We start from the raw sequence: 18765 nt of genomic DNA on the forward strand, positions 1-18765 counted from the left end.
GAGAACAAGAACAATGAGCGATGCCCCGGTAATAGGTCATTACATCGACGGTCAGGTGCAAGACAGCGGCAGCGAGCGGTTCAGCAATGTCTTCAATCCGGCCACCGGCGCGGTTCAGGCGCGGGTCGGGCTGGCCAGTCAGAAGACCGTGGACGACGCCGTTGCTTCGGCCCTGAAGGCGTTCCCGGCCTGGTCCGAGCAATCGTCCCTGCGCCGTTCGCGGGTGATGTTCAAGTTCAAGGAACTGCTCGACCGTCATCACAACGAACTGGCGCAAATCATCAGCCGCGAACACGGCAAGGTGTTCTCGGACGCCAAGGGCGAAGTGACGCGCGGCATCGAAATCGTCGAGTACGCCTGCGGTGCGCCGAACCTGTTGAAAACCGAGTTCAGCGACAACATCGGCGGTGGCATCGACAACTGGAACCTTCGCCAGCCGTTGGGCGTTTGTGCCGGCGTAACCCCGTTCAACTTCCCGGTGATGGTGCCGCTGTGGATGATCCCGCTGGCGCTGGTCACCGGTAACTGCTTCATCCTCAAACCCTCCGAGCGCGATCCGTCGGCCAGTTTGCTGATGGCGAAATTATTGACCGAAGCCGGGTTGCCGGACGGCGTGTTCAACGTGGTCCAGGGCGACAAGGCCGCGGTCGACGCCTTGCTGCAACACCCGGACATCGAGGCGATTTCCTTTGTCGGTTCGACGCCGATTGCCGAGTACATCCACCAGCAAGCGACTTCGCGCGGCAAACGCGTACAGGCGCTGGGCGGGGCGAAGAACCACATGATTGTCATGCCCGATGCCGATCTGGACCAAGCGGCTGACGCGTTGATCGGTGCCGCGTACGGCTCGGCCGGCGAACGCTGCATGGCGATTTCGATTGCCGTGGCGGTCGGTGACGTCGGCGACCAATTGATTGCCAAACTGCTGCCACGCATCGATCAACTGAAAGTCGGCAACGGCATGCAGGACGACAGCGACATGGGGCCGCTGGTGACCGCCGAACACAAGACCAAGGTCGAGGGCTTTATCGGCGAAGGCGTGGCCCAGGGCGCGCAACTGATTGTCGACGGGCGCAACTTCAAGGTGCCGGGGGCCGAGAACGGCTTCTTCGTCGGCGCGACATTGTTCGACAAGGTCACGACCGAGATGAGCATCTACCAGCAAGAGATTTTCGGGCCGGTGCTGGGCATCGTGCGGGTGCCGGACTTTGCCAGCGCCGTGGCGCTGATCAACGCCCATGAATTCGGTAACGGCGTGTCCTGTTTCACCAGCGACGGCGGCATTGCTCGCTCGTTTGCCCGCAACATCAAGGTCGGCATGGTCGGCATCAACGTACCTATTCCGGTGCCCATGGCCTGGCACTCGTTCGGCGGCTGGAAGCGCTCGTTGTTCGGTGATCATCACGCGTACGGCGAAGAAGGCATCCGCTTCTACAGCCGCTACAAAAGCGTGATGCAGCGCTGGCCCGACAGCATTGCCAAGGGCCCTGAATTCAGCATGCCGACAGCCAAATAATTCACTTGTGCGGAGAACAACAAAAAATGAGCAAACCCCTGCGCTTCGCCCTGAACCGTATGGTCGCCCCACGTTTGTCCCTGCCCGCGTTCATCGAGTTGGCGGTGACCCTCAAGGCCGATGCCATCGAGATCCGCAATGACCTCAAGGGTGTCGAGATCGAGGACGGCACCGCGCCCGAACACGTGCGTGAGCTGTGCGCGGCCAAAGGCATCACCGTGCTGTCGATCAACGCGCTGTATCCGTTCGATGTCTGGAATGACGAGCGCCGCGCACACGCACTGAAGCTTGCTGCTTATGCCCGTGATTGCGGCGCGCAGGGTTTGGTGATGTGTCCATTGAACGACCGCGCCGATCCACGAACCGAGGCGCAACGTGCTTCCGGCCTGCGCACGGCGCTGAGTGAACTGGCGCCGATCCTGCGCGATCACGGCATCCTCGGTTTCATCGAGCCTCTGGGTTTCGAAGAATGTTCGCTGCGGCGCAAACGCACGGCGATGGACGCGATCAAGGCCATTGGTGGGCTGGATGTGTTCCGTCTGGTGCATGACACCTTTCACCATCACCTGGCCAGCGAACATGAATTCTTCCCCGAGCTGACCGGGCTGGTGCACATCTCCGGCGTCGAAGATGCCGAGGCGCCACTGGCGACCATCCGCGACGGCCACCGGGTGCTGGTGGGCGAGGGCGACATCCTCGGCAACGCGGCGCAGATCGAAACCCTGCTCGCTACCGGCTACAGCGGCTACCTGTCCTTCGAACCGTTCGCCGACAGTGTCCATGGCCTGGCGGATATCCAGACGGCGATCGGCGCGAGCATGGATCACCTGCAGAAATCCCTGAGCTGACATCGGATTTGCATACGGAAAAGGTGCAAGCATGACCACAACAAGACTGACCATGGCCCAGGCCCTGGTGAAATTCCTCGATAACCAGTACATCGAAGTCGATGGGGTTCAGAGCAAATTCGTCGCCGGGATCTTTACCATTTTCGGCCACGGTAACGTGCTGGGGCTGGGGCAAGCCCTGGAACAGGACAGCGGCGACCTGATCGTCCATCAGGGCCGCAACGAGCAAGGCATGGCCCACGCCGCCATCGGTTTCGCCAAGCAACACCTGCGGCGCAAGATCTACGCCTGTTCTTCTTCGGTAGGCCCGGGCGCGGCGAACATGCTGACCGCTGCCGCGACGGCCACCGCCAACCGTATTCCCTTGCTGCTGTTGCCCGGCGACGTTTATGCGTGCCGCCAACCGGACCCGGTGTTGCAACAGATCGAGCAGTTCCACGACCTGAGCATCAGCACCAACGATGCGTTCAAGGCCGTGAGCAAATACTGGGACCGCATCAACCGTCCCGAGCAACTGATGACCGCGGCGATCCACGCCATGCGCGTGCTCACCGACCCCGCCGAAACCGGCGCCGTAACCCTGGCCTTGCCGCAAGACGTGCAGGCCGAGGCTTACGACTATCCCGATTACTTCCTGCAAAAACGCGTGCACCGCCTCGAGCGCCGTCCGGCCACCGAAGCGATGCTCGGTGATGCCTTGGCACTGTTTAAAGGCAAGCGCAAACCGCTGATCATCTGCGGCGGTGGGGTCAAATATTCCGGCGCCAATGCCGCGTTGCAGGCGTTCGCCGAGCGCTTCGATATTCCTTTCGCTGAAACCCAGGCAGGCAAGAGCGCGGTGGTGTCCAGCCATCCGCTGAACGTCGGCGGGATCGGCGAAACCGGTTGCCTGGCGGCGAACCTGTTGGCCAAGGATGCTGATTTGATCATCGGGGTCGGCACTCGCTACAGCGACTTCACTACGGCTTCGAAGTCCTTGTTCAAACACCCGGATGTGCAATTCCTCAACCTCAACATCAGTCCCTGCGATGCCCTGAAACTTGACGGTGTGCAGCTGCTGGCAGACGCCAAAACCGGTTTGCAGGCACTGGCCGAAGCGTTGGGTGATTACCGCTCGAGCTGGGGCGATCAACCCCGCCAGGCCAAGGCGCAACTGGATGACGAAGTCGAGCGAATTTATCAGGTCGAATACCAGGCGAAAGATTTCGTCCCGGAAATCAACGACCACATGGACCCGGCGGTGCTGCGCGAATTCATCGAGCTGACCGGTTCCTGCCTGACCCAGAGCCGCGTGCTTGGTGTGCTAAACGAAACCCTGGCCGATAACGCCGTGATCGTCGCCGCCGCCGGCAGTTTGCCCGGTGACTTGCAGCGCAGCTGGCGCAGCAAGGGCGTGAACACCTACCACGTCGAGTACGGTTATTCGTGCATGGGTTACGAGGTGAACGCCGCACTGGGCGTGAAGCTCGCTGAGCCTGAGCGCGAGGTCTATGCACTGGTAGGCGACGGCTCCTACATGATGCTGCACTCGGAACTGGCAACCTCGATCCAGGAGCGACGCAAGATCAACGTGGTGCTGCTGGACAACATGACCTTCGGCTGCATCAACAACCTGCAAATGGAACACGGCATGGACAGCTTCGGCACCGAGTTCCGTTTCCGTAATCCGGAAACCGGCAAGCTCGATGGCGGTTTCGTACCGGTGGATTTCGCCATGAGCGCGGCGGCTTACGGCTGCAAGACTTACAAGGTGAACACCGTTGAAGCGTTGCAAGCTGCGTTGGCGGATGCGCGGTTGCAGACGGTGTCGACGCTCATCGATATCAAGGTCCTGCCAAAAACCATGATTCACAAATACCTGTCGTGGTGGCGGGTCGGCGTGGCGCAAGTCTCCACCAGCGCCCGCACCGACGCGGTGGCCAAGACCCTCAATGAGCGACTGGCCAAGGCCCGTCAATACTGATTGCCCGAAACGAACAACAAATCTGGGAGTCTTTAAATGTCTTTGAAGCTTGGAGTTATCGGCACCGGGGCCATCGGCCAGGATCACATCCGTCGTTGCAGCCAGACCTTGCTCAACAGCCAGGTCGTCGCGGTCACCGACATCAATTTGCAGCAAGCGGCCAAGGTCGTTTCCGATCTGAAACTGACTGCCGAGGTCTATCCCGACGGCCATGCGCTGATCAAGGCGCCGGAAGTCGAGGCGATCCTCGTCACCTCCTGGGGCCCGAGCCACGAAGAATTCGTGCTGGCGGCGATTGCCGCCGGCAAACCGGTGTTCTGCGAGAAGCCGCTGGCGGTCACCGCCGAAGGCTGCCGCAAGATCGTCGAGGCCGAAGTGGCCCACGGCAAACGGCTGGTGCAGGTCGGTTTCATGCGCCCGTACGATGAAGGTTATCGGGCGTTGAAAGCAGTGATCGACAGCGGCCAGATCGGCGAGCCGTTGATGCTGCATTGCGCCCACCGCAACCCGACCGTGGGTGAAAACTATAAGACCGACATGGCGATCACCGACACGCTGATCCATGAACTGGACGTGTTGCGCTGGTTGCTCGACGACGATTATGTGTCGGTACAAGTGGTGTTCCCGCGCAAGACCAGCAAGGCCCACGCTCATTTGAAAGACCCGCAGATCGTGCTGCTGGAAACCGCCAAGGGCACGCGCATCGACGTTGAAGTGTTCGTCAACTGCCAGTACGGCTACGACATCCAGTGCGAAGTGGTGGGGGAGACCGGCATCGCCAAACTGCCGGAACCGTCGCAGGTTCAGTTGCGCAGCGGGGCGAAGCTGTCCAATGCGATTCTGATGGACTGGAAGGACCGGTTCATCGCCGCATATGACGTCGAGTTGCAGGCGTTTATCGACGGTGTACGGGCCGGGCAGGTCGGCGGACCGTCGGCATGGGATGGTTTCGCGGCGGCGGTGGCAGCTGATGCCTGCATCGAAGCGCAGAACAGTGGCCAGATCGTAAAAGTCGGCCTGCCAGACCGCCCCCGCTTCTACGGCTAACCCTCGTAATGATCGTTCCCACGCTCCGGGACGCTCCGCGTCCCAAAAGCGGACGCAGAGCGTCCATTGATGCATTACCACGCAGAGCGTGGGAACGATCAGCGTAAGGTTAAGGAGAACAAAAAAACATGCGCATCGCACTAGACCCCTACATGTACCGCAACCTGTCCCTGGGCAAGATGGTCGACAAGGTCGCCGAGCTCGGTTACGAACACATCGAACTGTCGCCCCGGGTGCTCGAACGCGTCAAAAGCGAACTCTGCCGCTGACCGACCTACACAAAACCTGTAGCCGATCGTTCCCACGCTCCGCGTGGGAATGCATCCCGTGACGCTCCGCGTCACAAAGCGGACGCAGAGCGTCCATGGCGGCAACGATCATATAAGGAGAATACTTTCATGCGTATCGGACTTGTCGGTTACGGCCATGGCGGCCGGTTTTTCCATGCTCCGCTGATCAGCAGTTTGCCGGCGGCGACCTTCGTGGGCGTGGTCACCCGTTCTGCCGAGCGCCGACAACTGCTGGCGGCGGAACATCCCGGCGTACCAGCCTTCGACAGCATCGGCCAACTGGTCGAAGCCGGGGTCGATGTGCTGGTGATCTCCACACCGCTCAAAGGTCGCCCGGCGCTGGTGCTCGACGCCATCGAACACGAGGTGGCGGTGGTCAGCGACAAGCCGTTCGCTGCTGATGCACAACAGGCGCAAACCCTGATAACTATGGCCGAGCGCCAAGGCGTGCAACTGAGCGTCTACCAGAACCGACGCTGGGACTCGGACTTTCTCACCGTGCGCAAACTCATTGAGACCGGTGCCCTGGGTCAGGTCACCCGTTTCGAATCGCGGATCGAGCGCTATTCGCCGCAGTCGGTGAACAACGGCAGCGGCGGCGGTTTCCTGCGAGATCTGGGCAGCCACCTGGTGGATCAGGCGCTACTCTTGTTCGGCCCCGTCACCCGGGTCTACGCGGAACTGGATTACCTCGAAAAAGGCCAGCCCTTCGACAACGGCTTCTTTATGTCCCTGACCCATGCCAACGGCGTGATCTCGCACCTGGGCGGCAGTTGCCTGCAAAACACCCCCGGCCCGCGCTTTCGCGTGACCGGCACCCAGGGCTGCTACAGCGTCGATGGTTTGGACGGGCAGGAGGCGTCGACTCTCGCCGGGCTTACGCCGAAATCCGAAGGCGAGCGCTGGGGCGTCGAGGAACACCGTCGCTGGGGCTGTTTCGAACAGGGTGAGGTGCGTGAGCGGGTGCCGTCCGAGCGTGGTTGCTGGAATCAGTTCTATTTACAGCTACAAACCGCGTTACAGAGCGGTGGCCCACTGCCGGTCGAGGCCCGTGATGCACTGGCGACCACCCGCGTGCTAGACGCTGCGCGGCTCAGTTTCGAGCGCCATCAAGTGGTGGCATTGAGCCCATTTGAAAGCCATGGAATAAAATCAGAATAAAATTCTAAAATGAGTTGATATAGAAATTATTTTCCAATAAAGTCGTTTCCAGGTTGCCGACTATCAACGTCCGATCACGCTCAAGCAGGCCTTGAACGAGTGAAAGACGCACCAAAAACAAGAAACAAAGCCAGGTACCGTCGATGAAAACCTTCAACTCTGCTTTGCATGCTTTACGTTCCGCGCTGCACCTCTCTTGTGACCTGCCTCGCGTCTCGTTTCATTCCGTCTCCCGTTTGCTTTGCGTCGAACGCAAGGGCGCCCTGGTCTGCTGCATTCCGGGAGCGCCGATAGTCCGCTTGCCCGCTTACTGAAATCGTCACGCCTTATCCATAAAACCAACAAGAATGTGGAGAAAGACCTTTCATGAAGACCAAGATCCGTTTCGCCTCGCTCGCCTTGTCCCTGATGCTCGCCAGCGGTGCCGCACTCGCGGACATGAAGATCGGCGTCAGCATGTCGCAGTTCGATGACACCTGGCTGACTTACCTGCGTGAGTCCATGGACACCAAAGCCAAGTCCTATCCGGAAGGCGTCAAGCTGCAGTTCGAAGACGCCCGCAGCGATGTGGTCAAGCAGTTGAGCCAGGTCGAAAGCTTCATCAGCCAGAAAGTCGATGCCATTGTGGTCAACCCGGTGGATACCGCCGCCACCAAAAAAATCACCGAAGCGGCGGTCAAGGCCGGCATTCCGCTGGTGTACGTCAATCGTCGTCCCGATGACCTGAACCTGCCCAAAGGCGTGGTTACTGTCGCCTCCAACGATCTGGAGGCCGGTCAGATGCAGATGCAGTACCTGGCGGAAAAAATGGGCGGCAAGGGCGACATCGTGATTCTGCTCGGTGATTTGGCCAACAACTCCACCACCAACCGCACCAAGGGCGTAAAAGAGGTGCTGACCAAGTACCCGAACATCAAGATCGAGCAAGAGCAGAGCGGCATCTGGTTGCGGGACAAGGGCATGACCCTGGTCAACGACTGGCTGACCCAGGGCCGCAAATTCGACGCGGTCGTCTCCAACAACGACGAGATGGCGATCGGTGCGGCCATGGCCTTGCAACAGGCGGGCGTCGCCAAAGGCAGTGTGCTGATCGCCGGTGTCGACGGTACGCCCGATGGTTTGAACGCGGTGAAGAAGGGCTCTCTGCTGGTCTCGGTGTTCCAGGATGCCAAGGGGCAGGCGGACGGTTCGATCGACACCGCGGTGAAAATGGCCAGGAACGAGCCGGTCGAGCAGGCGGTGTGGGTGCCGTATCGCTTGATCACCTTGCAAAACGTTGACCAGTTCAAATAGTCCCTCCGTTCGATAACAACAATAAGCACGCAAGGTTGCGATGCGACCTTGCTGATGGAGTACCTGATCATGTTCGCTTCAGCGACTGCTTCGAGCACCCCGTTGGTGGGTATCCAGCCAACCGCAACACCTGTCGATGAGCCGTACCTGCTGGAGATCATCAACGTCAGCAAGGGTTTTCCCGGTGTGGTGGCCTTGTCCGACGTACAGCTGCGGGTGCGTCCCGGTTCCGTGCTGGCGCTGATGGGCGAGAACGGCGCTGGCAAGTCCACCCTGATGAAAATCATTGCCGGCATCTACCAGCCGGACGCCGGCGAGTTGCGCCTGCGGGGCAAACCGGTGGTCTTTGATACACCCCTGGCTGCGCTCCAGGCCGGGATCGCGATGATCCACCAGGAGCTCAACCTGATGCCGCACATGAGCATCGCCGAGAACATCTGGATCGGCCGTGAGCAGCTCAATGGCCTGCACATGATCGACCACCGCGAAATGCATCGCTGCACCGCCAAGCTGCTGGAGCGCCTGCGGATTAATCTCGACCCGGAAGAGCAGGTGGGTAACCTGAGCATCGCCGAACGGCAGATGGTCGAGATCGCGAAGGCGGTGTCCTATGACTCCGACATCCTGATCATGGACGAACCGACCTCGGCCATCACCGACAAGGAAGTCGCCCACCTGTTCTCGATCATTGCCGACCTCAAGAGCCAGGGCAAAGGCATCATCTACATCACTCACAAAATGAACGAAGTGTTCACCATCGCCGATGAAGTGGCGGTGTTCCGCGACGGCGCCTACATCGGCCTGCAACGGGCCGACAGCATGGACGGCGACAGCCTGATTTCGATGATGGTCGGTCGCGAACTGAGCCAGTTGTTCCCGGTGCGCGAGAAACCGATCGGCGATCTGTTGCTGTCGGTACGCGACCTCAAGCTGGACGGCATTTTCAAGGATGTCTCCTTCGACCTGCATGCCGGGGAGATCCTTGGCATCGCCGGGTTGATGGGTTCAGGGCGGACCAATGTCGCCGAAGCTATTTTCGGCATCACCCCAAGCGACGGCGGTGAAATCCGCCTCGACGGGGAAGTGGTGCGCATCAGCGATCCGCACATGGCGATCGAGAAGGGCTTCGCGCTGTTGACTGAAGATCGCAAGCTCAGTGGCCTGTTCCCGTGCCTGTCGGTGCTGGAGAACATGGAAATGGCAGTCTTGCCCCATTACGTCGGCAACGGCTTCATCCAGCAGAAAGCCCTGCGAGCGTTGTGTGAAGACATGTGCAAGAAGCTGCGGGTGAAAACGCCGTCGCTGGAGCAGTGCATCGACACGCTGTCTGGCGGTAATCAGCAGAAGGCCTTGCTGGCGCGCTGGTTGATGACCAATCCACGCATCCTGATTCTCGACGAGCCGACCCGGGGCATCGATGTCGGCGCCAAGGCCGAGATATACCGGCTTATTTCCTACCTCGCCAGCGAAGGCATGGCGGTGATCATGATTTCCTCGGAACTGCCGGAGGTGCTGGGCATGAGCGACCGGGTCATGGTCATGCACGAGGGCGACCTGATGGGCACCCTCGACCGCAGCGAAGCGACCCAGGAACGGGTAATGCAACTGGCCTCGGGTATGTCCGCGGTTCACTAATGGATGCTGGCGGTAGCCATGGCTGCCGTCGCGATGTAATAGAAAGGTGAGTGGTTATGAACGCGATACTGGAAAACAAGCCTGCAGTGGCACCGGTCAAGAGTCGCCGGCGCCTTCCGACCGAGTTGAGTATTTTCCTGGTGCTGATCGGTATCGGCCTGGTCTTCGAAATGTTCGGCTGGATCGTGCGGGACCAGAGCTTCCTGATGAACTCTCAGCGTCTGGTGCTGATGATCCTGCAAGTATCGATCATCGGCCTGCTGGCGATCGGCGTGACCCAGGTCATCATCACCACCGGTATCGACCTGTCTTCCGGTTCGGTGCTGGCGCTGTCGGCGATGATTGCCGCCAGCCTGGCACAGACCTCGGACTTTGCCCGGGCGGTGTTTCCGTCCCTGACTGACTTGCCGGTGTGGATTCCAGTGATCGTCGGGCTTGGGGTGGGATTGCTGGCGGGGGCGATCAACGGCAGCATCATTGCGATCACCGGGATTCCACCGTTCATTGCCACCCTCGGCATGATGGTTTCGGCCCGCGGCCTGGCACGCTACTACACCGAGGGTCAGCCGGTGAGCATGCTCTCGGATTCCTACACGGCCATCGGACACGGCGCGATGCCGGTGATCATCTTTCTGGTGGCGGCGGTGATCTTCCACATCGCCCTGCGCTACACCAAGTACGGCAAATACACCTACGCCATTGGCGGCAACATGCAGGCGGCGCGCACCTCCGGGATCAACGTCAAGCGGCATCTGGTGATCGTCTACAGCATCGCCGGGTTGCTTGCGGGCCTGGCTGGGGTGGTGGCGTCGGCACGGGCCGCGACCGGGCAGGCCGGGATGGGCATGTCTTATGAACTGGACGCGATTGCCGCGGCGGTCATCGGCGGCACCAGCCTGGCCGGTGGCGTAGGGAGGATCACCGGCACCGTGATCGGCGCGTTGATCCTCGGGGTCATGGCCAGCGGCTTTACCTTTGTCGGCGTTGATGCTTATATTCAAGACATCATCAAGGGGCTGATTATTGTGGTGGCGGTGGTCATCGACCAATACCGCAACAAGCGCAAACTCAAGCGCTGAAGCCGGACTAAACGCAAAAATGCGCCACGCCTGACCCGCGTGGCGCAGCCGTTTGTCTTCTATATACAGCCGCTCGACTGAATTTCTTGCTATAAACGCACTCCGATAAGCGCCTCAAAGCCTGTCCTAGCGCACTTTCAGGGCTTTGTCGGACAGATTTGCTGTCTTTTCAGTTGCTGAGGCCTCAAGTGGGCCTTAGACTGCCGCCCCTCGTAAATTGAGTGCCGGGTGGCGCTTGGAATAAACGGCGCCTTTCCAATGACCGCTTCAGGTTCAACGGATCGCTCCCTAATTCGCCTTAATGCACGTTTTTTTATAGAGATATCAATGACAAAGGACAAGTTGCTGGCCATGCCGGCGGATGACTACATGAATGCCGAGCAACATGCTTTTTTCTCCGAGCTGTTGCAGAACATGAAAGTCGAAACCCATGAGCGCATCGAGCAGAATCGCATCGCCATCGAGAGCCTGGACACCCCGGCCGATCCGGCTGACGCGGCTTCCGTCGAAGAAGAGCGCACCTGGCTGGTGAACGCGATCGATCGCGACCAGCGCATGCTACCTCAGTTGGAGCAGGCCCTGGAACGCATCAAGGAAGACAGCTTTGGCTGGTGCGACGACAGCGGCGAGGCCATCGGCCTGAAACGCCTGCTGATCAGCCCGACCACCAAGTACTGCATCGAAGCTCAAGAGCGTCACGAGCAGATCGACAAGCACCAGCGTCAGGCCTGATTCAGTAGCGCCCCCATCGCGGGCAAGCCTCGCTCCTACAGATGTCTGTAGGAGCGAGGCTTGCCCGCGAAGCTTTTTGTCGCCCGAAAAATCTCGCGCACTTCTATTGATCTGCTGCAACGCCCACTACTAACGGACCATGGATAATGGCTTTGTAGTGGCGTTTAATGCGATCACAACAACTAGAAGACGCGTGGGGTGACGAAGATGACGAGGGACGGATCTCTGGTTGAGGCAATGCCTGCACCAGTACTTTTGCCGAAAAACCTTTGGCTGACGCCGACCCTGCAAAGCATCGCCCTGATGCTATTGCTGTGCGGCATGGCATTGGCTGGCTGGTCGCTTTACCTTGGCCTGCCATTGGCCGTGCTGATTATCTGGCTGCCGCGTCTGCGCTCGCGCACTCTCCCTGATGCAACCCCCGCGGACAGTTCCAGCGCCATCGCCGAATTGACTCGCGATCTCTCCTACACCACCAGTCATAACGCATTGTCGGCCGCCGGCGTGGCCTATTCGGTCAAGCAACTGGCGGACAAGCTGCAATCGCAGCTCAACGCCGCGGCGCAGATTGTCAGCAGCGCCGAAGTGATGATCACCACCGAACACGCTACGTCAACACTCAGTCGGGAAGCCTTGAGCGCGGCCAGTGAAGCCCATCAGAGCAGCGCAGCAGGGCGCACGGAACTGGTCGAGTCGATTGCGCGCATGCATCAACTCAGTCAGCGTGCCAGCAGCAGCCGTGAGCTGATCGAAGCCCTGAGCTTGCGCAGTGACGATATCCAGCGGGTCACGCTGGTGATCCAGTCCATCGCCAGCCAGACTAATTTGTTGGCACTGAACGCGGCCATCGAAGCGGCGCGGGCCGGCGAGCACGGTCGTGGTTTTGCAGTGGTGGCCGATGAGGTTCGGGGGCTGGCCGCGCGCACGGCGACCGCGACCGGTGAAGTCGGGGAGATGGTCGCCGACATTCAGCAACGCACCGCGCAAGTGGTGGAACAGATTCGTCAACTGGCGAGCGATCTGAATACCGGCGTCGCCCAAGTCGAGCACACCGGGCAGCACCTGGAAAATATCGCGCGCCTGGCCGCCGGCGTCGAAAGACAGGTCGGGGAAATCGCTCAAGGCGCGGACACCAACCGCGAACAGCTCGACAGTCTGTTCCACGCCATCGAACAGATGCGTAGCGATCTGGCGATCAGCGACCAGCAGACCCAGCGGCTCGCCCAGGCAGCGGTGCAAATGGAAGGGCAGGCCGAAACCATCAGCGAACGCCTGGCCGAAGTTGGACTGGATGACTATCACCAGCGAATTTACGACCTGGCCCGCGAAGGCGCGAGTCAGATTGCGGCGCGTTTTGAAGCGGATATCGATCAGGGCCGGATCAGTCTCGATGACCTGTTTGATCGCAATTACCAGGCGATCCCCAACACCAGCCCGGCCAAATACCAGACCCGCTTCGACCGCTACACCGATCAGGTATTGCCGGCGATCCAGGAACCATTGCTGCCGCGCCATGAAGGCCTGGTGTTCGCCATCGCCTGCACGCAGCAGGGTTATGTGCCGACCCACAACACCGTGTTCAGTAAACCGCTGACCGGTGATGTGCAGGTCGATACGTTGCAAAACCGCACCAAGCGCAAATTCGCCGACCGCACCGGGATCCGCTGTGGCAGCCATCAACAGGCCGTGCTGTTGCAGACTTACACCCGCGACACCGGTGAACTGATGCACGACCTGTCGGTACCGATCATGCTCAAGGGCCGGCATTGGGGTGGTTTGCGCCTGGGTTACAAGCCGGAAAGTCCTCGCTGAGAGCTCAGTCGATTACCGGCCGCTTGGGTGCCGAAATGCACGACAGCCTGCATTTAGCCCGGGTTAGTGGATCTGGTGCATGCGCAGGTTCAGGTTGTCGACCACGTGCGCCCAATCGGCGTCTTCACGCAGTTGTTCCTTGAGGAAGCCGGCTTGTTGCGGGGTCCAGAACTCGGCTTCGATGAGTTTCTTGTCATCGGCCAAGGGGGAATGACGGGCAATGAAATCGTCGATGGCCTTCTCGCTCGAGTCCAGACCGAGCTGGTCGAACAGGCCTTTCAAATCATGTGTGGGTGAATCCATCTTCATCTCCTTGCAGATAATTCGTCGCGCCAAGAGTTCGATAGGGTTTTAGCAGCTTTTTCCGGATTCGCCACCAATGATGGCGATAAGCTATTGCCTGTCGTTGTTCCAGCGCTTACGATGCCGTCGCGTTTTTGGCGTCACCAAGCCGCCATTCAAAGTGTCCGTACATGGATGTCGTCGTCCCCGGCTTCAGCGCTTTGCGGTGCTGATCTGCCCATCCGTTGCGTGATCTCTTTCGAACCGATCCTCCTCCGATCCCGCATGAAAAGGATGTAAGCAGTGAAGCGTCTTGTTTATCTGATGGCCATTGCACTTGGCCTGTCATTGACCGGTTGTGTGTCTTTCACGCCGCTGGGTCCCATTGGTGAGCCCTTGAACCCCGCGCCGTCCACCCTCGATCGCAGTGCCCAGATCAGTGACGTGGTGATTTCCGCCCCTGAGCTGGATGACAAGGTGCGTGTCGCCGGCAGCCGACAACTGACCGAGCAGGTCAGCGCCTATGTCGATAAAAGCGATTACTTCAAGCGAGTGGTGGTGTTCCCGGCCAAGGCGGGCGAAGACGACGTTGTGCTCAAGTTCAACCTGACCTCACTGGCAGGCAAACGTACCATGCATCCGGCTTACATCCCCGGTGCGCTGGTAACGCTGACTATCTGGATTTGGGTTGATGGGCCGATTTACGTCGACAAATACGACCTCGCCGGCGAACTGATCATCGAAGACCGTCAGGGCAAGCAACTGGCCAGGTCGGTCGAGCAAGTCAAGCTCGACAAAAATGTCGGCATGTGGAACGCCGACTACCTCAATCCGCGTCTGGGTGGTTCCCAGTTGCGCGATCTGATCGCCCAATTGCTGGCCAGTGCCACCCCTCAACTGCGTACTCCGTCAAAGGAACTGGCTGCACATGAATAAATATCTTCTGGTTTTGCTGCTTTTGGTCGGCAGCTCCCTGACAGGTTGTATTTCCTACTCCCAGCATGAGTTGGCGCCGTTGGACCAATGGCCGCCAGCGCAAGCCAGGCAGGACAAGCCCAGTGCGTATCTGCACGTGACCACCCAGCAGCAGTTCAACGGCGAACTGTCGGGTGGCGTCGGCAATGCGGCGCTGGTGGAACAGAACATGCTGGAAACCTTCAAGGAGTCCGGGCAGTTCAAGAACGTGACCACAGACAAGGTCGACTCGAGCCTGTACGTGACGAGTACTTTGACCAATAACGAGCAGGGGAATGTTGCGAGTGCCTGGCTGACGGGCTTCACGCTCTTCGTGATCCCGACAACGTTCAGCAACACCTTCACGCTGGAAACGGTGTTCAAGGATCGGGAAGGCAACGTGTTGGGCAAAATCGTCAAACAGGAGAGCACTCGTACCTGGATGCAGGTTTTGTTGATTGTCGGTTTGCCGTTCAATGAACGTGGGGACACGGTGCTCAAGCACCTGACCCAAAGCACGCTGGATGAAGCGGTCAAGCGCAAGCTGATCTGATCGGTTATCGAGATAAAAGGCGTGCTATCTGTGCAAGGCTGGCACGCCGCAGACACTTCAGGCCGGGATGCAGGCTGTTTAGTCGCGCTGGCCCCCGCTAGTACCTGAACGTCGTCCACACCCTTCTCAGGCTTTCAATGCCCCTTCATCGACGGCAAGCTTCAGGGCTTTCGCGGCTTCCAGGGCGGCGACGGCCGCAACATCCGCGGTCTTGAACCAGCGATCCTTTTCGACCTGGTGATACGTCACAGTGGTCAACGGCGGTTTGGCGCGCATGATAATGACTGCCTGGAATTCGCCTTCGACCTCTCTGGCTTCGCCCCGGATAAAAAATTCACCGATATCAAATTCCGTCACGTAGCAGTCTTCCCTTGGAAATAGTTGTTGTGTTGAAGGCCGTCCGCCTCTGGGGACGGGTTTCATTGGGCGGGCAGTATGGCAGTAGTTGCCTGCCGGCGGCTGAGTTAAGTCGCCGACATGACGAAACGTCCATGGAAGTGAATAGTCAGCTGCGTGCCTCGAGTGAACGGGCAAGGGCGCAGGCTTCGTTATGATTGCCGCGGAAACCTCTTACACGTCCGGTGGATATTTCCCTGATGTGGAAAAAGGCGTTGCCGGCCAATATCACCTGAAAGCGTGGGAGCAGACGCTCTTCAGGCAGGAAGTCCTGCTGGCGGAACACCCTCGAATGCAGAGGAGACGAGCCGTTTGTGTGCCGTGTATGAGGCTGGGCAAAGTGAGTCAGTGTGCACATATGAAGTCCTTTTCGTGGTTTTACCGACGTGTGTACGTTGTTATGGGTAGTCTCGGTGAGCATGGCTGCTCTAGAATCGCCATCAATGGTTGGCGATTGATGCCCATCTAAAGCAATTTTTTACTGGCGATATGTCGGAAAAGTGCTTCTTTTAAAGAGATTTTTCCCTAAAGTTGGTAATCCGGTTTTATCTGGCCGTCAGAAGAGCGTTTTCCTTCAACATCTGACGACCGCCAGGCAAGACGACGTGAGGGATGTTCCAGTAATCTTCTCAAACCTCGCGATGAATGGGCCCTCTGCTCATTCCAGGATTCGACCCGGGTCATTTGGCTATACCTCGGCATTGCCGCCTTTTTCTGCTGTGCGCGTTTCCGGCGTACGGCGTCATTTTCAGATGTGGGGATGTTTCCTTGGCAGTAAGTAATCTCGATATGCATGCTTTGTTCGTACTCGGTGATTTGCGCGCAAAGCTGGTTAAGCAGTTTCAGTCACGTTTCGTCTACATCACCGAACAGAATGCTGAAGGCATTTACATTGCCGAGCTCGACACCGAATCAGCGCTGGTGGTGGACGACAAGCCTGGGCTGAAGCTCAAGGTCGGCGATCATTTCAGCGCCTCCGTATTGCCCAGCCGCGAAGGCGGCAAGCTGGACATCAAATTCCGCGAAATCAAACTGACGGTGTATGGGCTGGGGGATTACGCGTTCGTGACCACCGCAGACGGCCACGGCATTGTGTTCAAGGAAGGTCATAGCGTGGTGATGGTGTTCGCGGCCCATCAACAATTGCAGGAAGGCCTGACCAAAACCCTGAAAGCCGTGACCGCCAAGGCCGCCAAGTGGCGCAAGGGCGAACTGGTGACCTTCAAGGCCAGCGAGTAATGACCCTGACCCGCGCCGATTTCCACGAACAGAACCAGGCCAGTGCCCACGCCGAGGCGCAGCGGCTGTTGGCTCAAAAGGCCGTTCTACAGGGAACCTGGCTGAGTTGGGTGGCGTCACAGATCTACCTGTTGCGTCCGGCGGCGTACGCCAGCATGGTCAGAAGAGAGCTTGCACGCTTGCAGGAACCTTCTGAAAATTAATCCTCACCCCTCGAAAGCAGGAACCTCAACTACAGTCAGATGACTGAGTATTCAGAGGCTTGCGGTCTTCTTTGTCAGGCCATCCTGCTATTGCTGTGAACAGCACGAGGTGCAAAAGCATGAAGGGATTTCGACGGTTATTGGCCGCTACCCTGGCCACGTTCGGTTTATTGGCTTCACCTGTTCCGGTATTCGCTGCCCAGGCGCCGATCCATTTCGCCGACCTGAACTGGGAAAGCGGCAGCCTGATCACCGATATCCTGCGGATCATCGTCGAGAAGGGTTATGGCTTGCCGACCGACACCTTGCCGGGGACGACCATTACCCTGGAGACCGCTCTGGCCAACAATGACATTCAGGTCATTGGCGAAGAATGGGCCGGTCGCAGCCCGGTCTGGGTCAAGGCTGAAGCGGAGGGCAAAGTCGCGGCACTGGGCGATACGGTCAAGGGCGCTACCGAGGGCTGGTGGGTGCCGGAATACGTGATCAAGGGCGACCCGGCCAAGGGCATCAAGCCGCTGGCGCCGGATCTGCGCAGTATCAGTGATCTGCCACGTTACAAGGACGTGTTCAAAGACCCGGAAACCCCGGGCAAGGGGCGCTTCCTCAACAGCCCGATCGGCTGGACGTCGGAAGTGGTCAACAAGCAGAAACTCAAGGCGTATGGGCTGGACGACAGCTATGTGAACTTTCGCAGTGGTTCGGGGGCGGCGCTGGACGCAGAGATCAGTTCGTCGATTCGTCGTGGCAAACCGGTCCTGTTCTACTACTGGTCGCCGACGCCGTTGCTCGGCCGTTTCAAGCTGATTCAGTTGCAAGAACCACCGTTCGACGCCGAAGCCTGGAAAACCCTGACCGACGCCGACAACCCCAATCCGAAACCGACTCGCTCGCTGCCCTCGAAGCTGTCCATCGGCGTGTCCACGCCATTCCAGAAACAATACCCGCAGATTGCCGAGTTCTTCAGCAAGGTCGATTTGCCGATCGAAGCGTTGAATAAGGCCCTGGCTGAGATGAGCGAAAAACATACCCCGCCACGTCAAGCGGCGGAGGCGTTCATGAAGGCGCACCCGGACGTGTGGCAGGCCTGGGTGCCCAAGGATGTAGCGGACAAAGTCGCTGCGTCCCTGAAATAAACCGGTTTATGTGCAACCGGGAAATCTCGGGTGTACATAGGTCCCGTGGGGAGCGCTTTTAACCGCGTTTGCAGCCGAGCGACTGTTCGATAGTGAATACCCTTACAAAAACGCGTAAGGAAGTTCATCCTGCTGCAACATTTCACGCTGGATGTCTGAATATGAGCCTTTTGGTCGCGCAATGGATTGCTGCAATCTTTTTATTGATCAGCCTGGTCCACCTGTACTGGGCTGCGGGTGGCAAGTGGGGCAGCGAGGCGGCGGTGCCGCGAGTGCCCGGGGAGGGCGGTGGGGCATCAAGGCCGGCGTTCAAACCGTCGGGCTTTGCCACGTTGCTGGTGGCGGTGGGTTTACTGCTGATCGCGATGCTGGTGTGCCTGCGGGTCGGGCTGTATCTGCCCACAGTGCATCACTGGTCGTTGCAATGGGTGATCAGCGCGATCGCGATGCTGATGTTCGCCCGGGCGATCGGCGATTCGAATTTGGTGGGGTTCTTCAAGCAGGAGAAGGGCTCGAGGTTTGCCCGGCTGGATACATGGGCCTATTCGCCGTTGTGTGTGGTGTTGGGGGCGGGGTTGTTGGCAGTGGCCTGGATCTGAAAAGCTTCGCGGGCAAGTCGGACCGCT

19 protein-coding genes and 1 pseudogene are annotated in these 18765 nt (G+C 59.1%); 17 read left to right on the forward strand and 3 right to left on the reverse strand.

Annotated elements, in window-relative coordinates:
• Positions 1–13: 13 nt before the first annotated feature.
• The 11 genes and pseudogenes from MMG91_RS05100 to MMG91_RS05150 all read left to right on the forward strand — a co-directional run bounded on the left by MMG91_RS05100 (position 14) and on the right by MMG91_RS05150 (position 13376).
• Entirely contained in the window at positions 14–1516 is a 1503-nt protein-coding gene (locus MMG91_RS05100) for a CoA-acylating methylmalonate-semialdehyde dehydrogenase (RefSeq protein WP_310658943.1), read from the forward strand.
• Positions 1517–1542: 26 nt separating this feature from the next.
• The gene (locus MMG91_RS05105; protein WP_310658944.1) at positions 1543–2364 is read left to right on the forward strand and encodes a TIM barrel protein; all 822 of its coding nucleotides are present in this window, start codon (positions 1543–1545) and stop codon (positions 2362–2364) included.
• Positions 2365–2395: 31 nt separating this feature from the next.
• Complete coding sequence (iolD, locus tag MMG91_RS05110) at positions 2396–4327, forward strand: 3D-(3,5/4)-trihydroxycyclohexane-1,2-dione acylhydrolase (decyclizing) (protein WP_310658945.1); 1932 nt, start codon at positions 2396–2398, stop codon at positions 4325–4327.
• Positions 4328–4363: 36 nt separating this feature from the next.
• A complete protein-coding gene (locus tag MMG91_RS05115; protein ID WP_310658946.1) occupies positions 4364–5374 on the forward strand; it encodes a Gfo/Idh/MocA family oxidoreductase in 1011 nt (336 codons plus the stop codon).
• Between the two features lie 128 nt (positions 5375–5502).
• Positions 5503–5607: pseudogene (locus MMG91_RS05120) on the forward strand (sugar phosphate isomerase/epimerase); the annotation flags it as partial.
• A 165-nt stretch (positions 5608–5772) separates the two neighbouring features.
• Positions 5773–6825 (forward strand): Gfo/Idh/MocA family oxidoreductase, encoded by a 1053-nt coding sequence (locus tag MMG91_RS05125; protein ID WP_310658947.1) that lies wholly within the window; start codon positions 5773–5775, stop codon positions 6823–6825.
• A 366-nt stretch (positions 6826–7191) separates the two neighbouring features.
• Positions 7192–8118, forward strand: coding sequence for a sugar ABC transporter substrate-binding protein (locus MMG91_RS05130; protein WP_310658948.1), 927 nt, complete (start codon positions 7192–7194; stop codon positions 8116–8118).
• 69 nt (positions 8119–8187) lie between these two features.
• Complete coding sequence (locus MMG91_RS05135; RefSeq protein ID WP_310658949.1) at positions 8188–9753, forward strand: sugar ABC transporter ATP-binding protein; 1566 nt, start codon at positions 8188–8190, stop codon at positions 9751–9753.
• Between the two features lie 56 nt (positions 9754–9809).
• Positions 9810–10832, forward strand: a complete 1023-nt coding sequence (locus MMG91_RS05140; protein WP_310658950.1) for an ABC transporter permease — start codon at positions 9810–9812, stop codon at positions 10830–10832.
• Positions 10833–11159: 327 nt separating this feature from the next.
• Complete coding sequence (locus tag MMG91_RS05145; protein ID WP_007907888.1) at positions 11160–11564, forward strand: TraR/DksA family transcriptional regulator; 405 nt, start codon at positions 11160–11162, stop codon at positions 11562–11564.
• A 588-nt stretch (positions 11565–12152) separates the two neighbouring features.
• A complete protein-coding gene (locus MMG91_RS05150) occupies positions 12153–13376 on the forward strand; it encodes a methyl-accepting chemotaxis protein (protein WP_405046519.1) in 1224 nt (407 codons plus the stop codon).
• Positions 13377–13439: 63 nt separating this feature from the next.
• Here MMG91_RS05150 and MMG91_RS05155 read toward each other — a convergent pair whose 3' ends face one another.
• On the reverse strand, positions 13440–13679 hold the full coding sequence (locus MMG91_RS05155) for a DUF2789 domain-containing protein (protein WP_310658952.1): 240 nt from the start codon (positions 13677–13679) through the stop codon (positions 13440–13442).
• A 282-nt stretch (positions 13680–13961) separates the two neighbouring features.
• Here MMG91_RS05155 and MMG91_RS05160 point away from each other — a divergent pair, with 282 nt between their 5' ends.
• Both MMG91_RS05160 and MMG91_RS05165 read left to right on the forward strand, forming a co-directional pair.
• Positions 13962–14594, forward strand: coding sequence for a hypothetical protein (locus tag MMG91_RS05160; RefSeq protein WP_305445957.1), 633 nt, complete (start codon positions 13962–13964; stop codon positions 14592–14594).
• A complete protein-coding gene (locus MMG91_RS05165; protein WP_305502311.1) occupies positions 14587–15165 on the forward strand; it encodes a hypothetical protein in 579 nt (192 codons plus the stop codon). The genes MMG91_RS05160 and MMG91_RS05165 overlap by 8 nt, the downstream gene beginning before the upstream one ends.
• Before the next feature lie 126 nt (positions 15166–15291).
• On the opposite strand, the gene MMG91_RS05170 is transcribed toward MMG91_RS05165, so the two are convergent.
• Both MMG91_RS05170 and MMG91_RS05175 read right to left on the reverse strand, forming a co-directional pair.
• Positions 15292–15522 carry a hypothetical protein gene (locus MMG91_RS05170; RefSeq protein WP_305445955.1) on the reverse strand — a complete coding sequence of 77 codons (231 nt, stop codon included), beginning with the start codon at positions 15520–15522 and terminating at the stop codon, positions 15292–15294.
• Positions 15523–15670: 148 nt separating this feature from the next.
• Positions 15671–15919, reverse strand: a complete 249-nt coding sequence (locus tag MMG91_RS05175; protein WP_310659078.1) for a hypothetical protein — start codon at positions 15917–15919, stop codon at positions 15671–15673.
• 410 nt (positions 15920–16329) lie between these two features.
• On the opposite strand from MMG91_RS05175, the gene MMG91_RS05180 reads away from it, so the two are divergent.
• From MMG91_RS05180 to MMG91_RS05195, 4 genes are all read left to right on the forward strand, one after another.
• The gene (locus MMG91_RS05180; protein WP_007907879.1) at positions 16330–16800 is read left to right on the forward strand and encodes a hypothetical protein; all 471 of its coding nucleotides are present in this window, start codon (positions 16330–16332) and stop codon (positions 16798–16800) included.
• Complete coding sequence (locus MMG91_RS05185; RefSeq protein ID WP_030130591.1) at positions 16800–17003, forward strand: hypothetical protein; 204 nt, start codon at positions 16800–16802, stop codon at positions 17001–17003. The genes MMG91_RS05180 and MMG91_RS05185 overlap by 1 nt, the downstream gene beginning before the upstream one ends.
• Positions 17004–17122: 119 nt before the next feature.
• Entirely contained in the window at positions 17123–18139 is a 1017-nt protein-coding gene (locus MMG91_RS05190) for an ABC transporter substrate-binding protein (RefSeq protein WP_310658953.1), read from the forward strand.
• Positions 18140–18300: 161 nt separating this feature from the next.
• Positions 18301–18738, forward strand: coding sequence for a DUF3995 domain-containing protein (locus tag MMG91_RS05195; protein WP_310658954.1), 438 nt, complete (start codon positions 18301–18303; stop codon positions 18736–18738).
• Positions 18739–18765: the final 27 nt, after the last annotated feature.

This window comes from Pseudomonas sp. JL3, from assembly GCF_031570575.1.
Classification (GTDB): Bacteria; Pseudomonadota; Gammaproteobacteria; order Pseudomonadales; family Pseudomonadaceae; genus Aquipseudomonas; species Aquipseudomonas cucumis.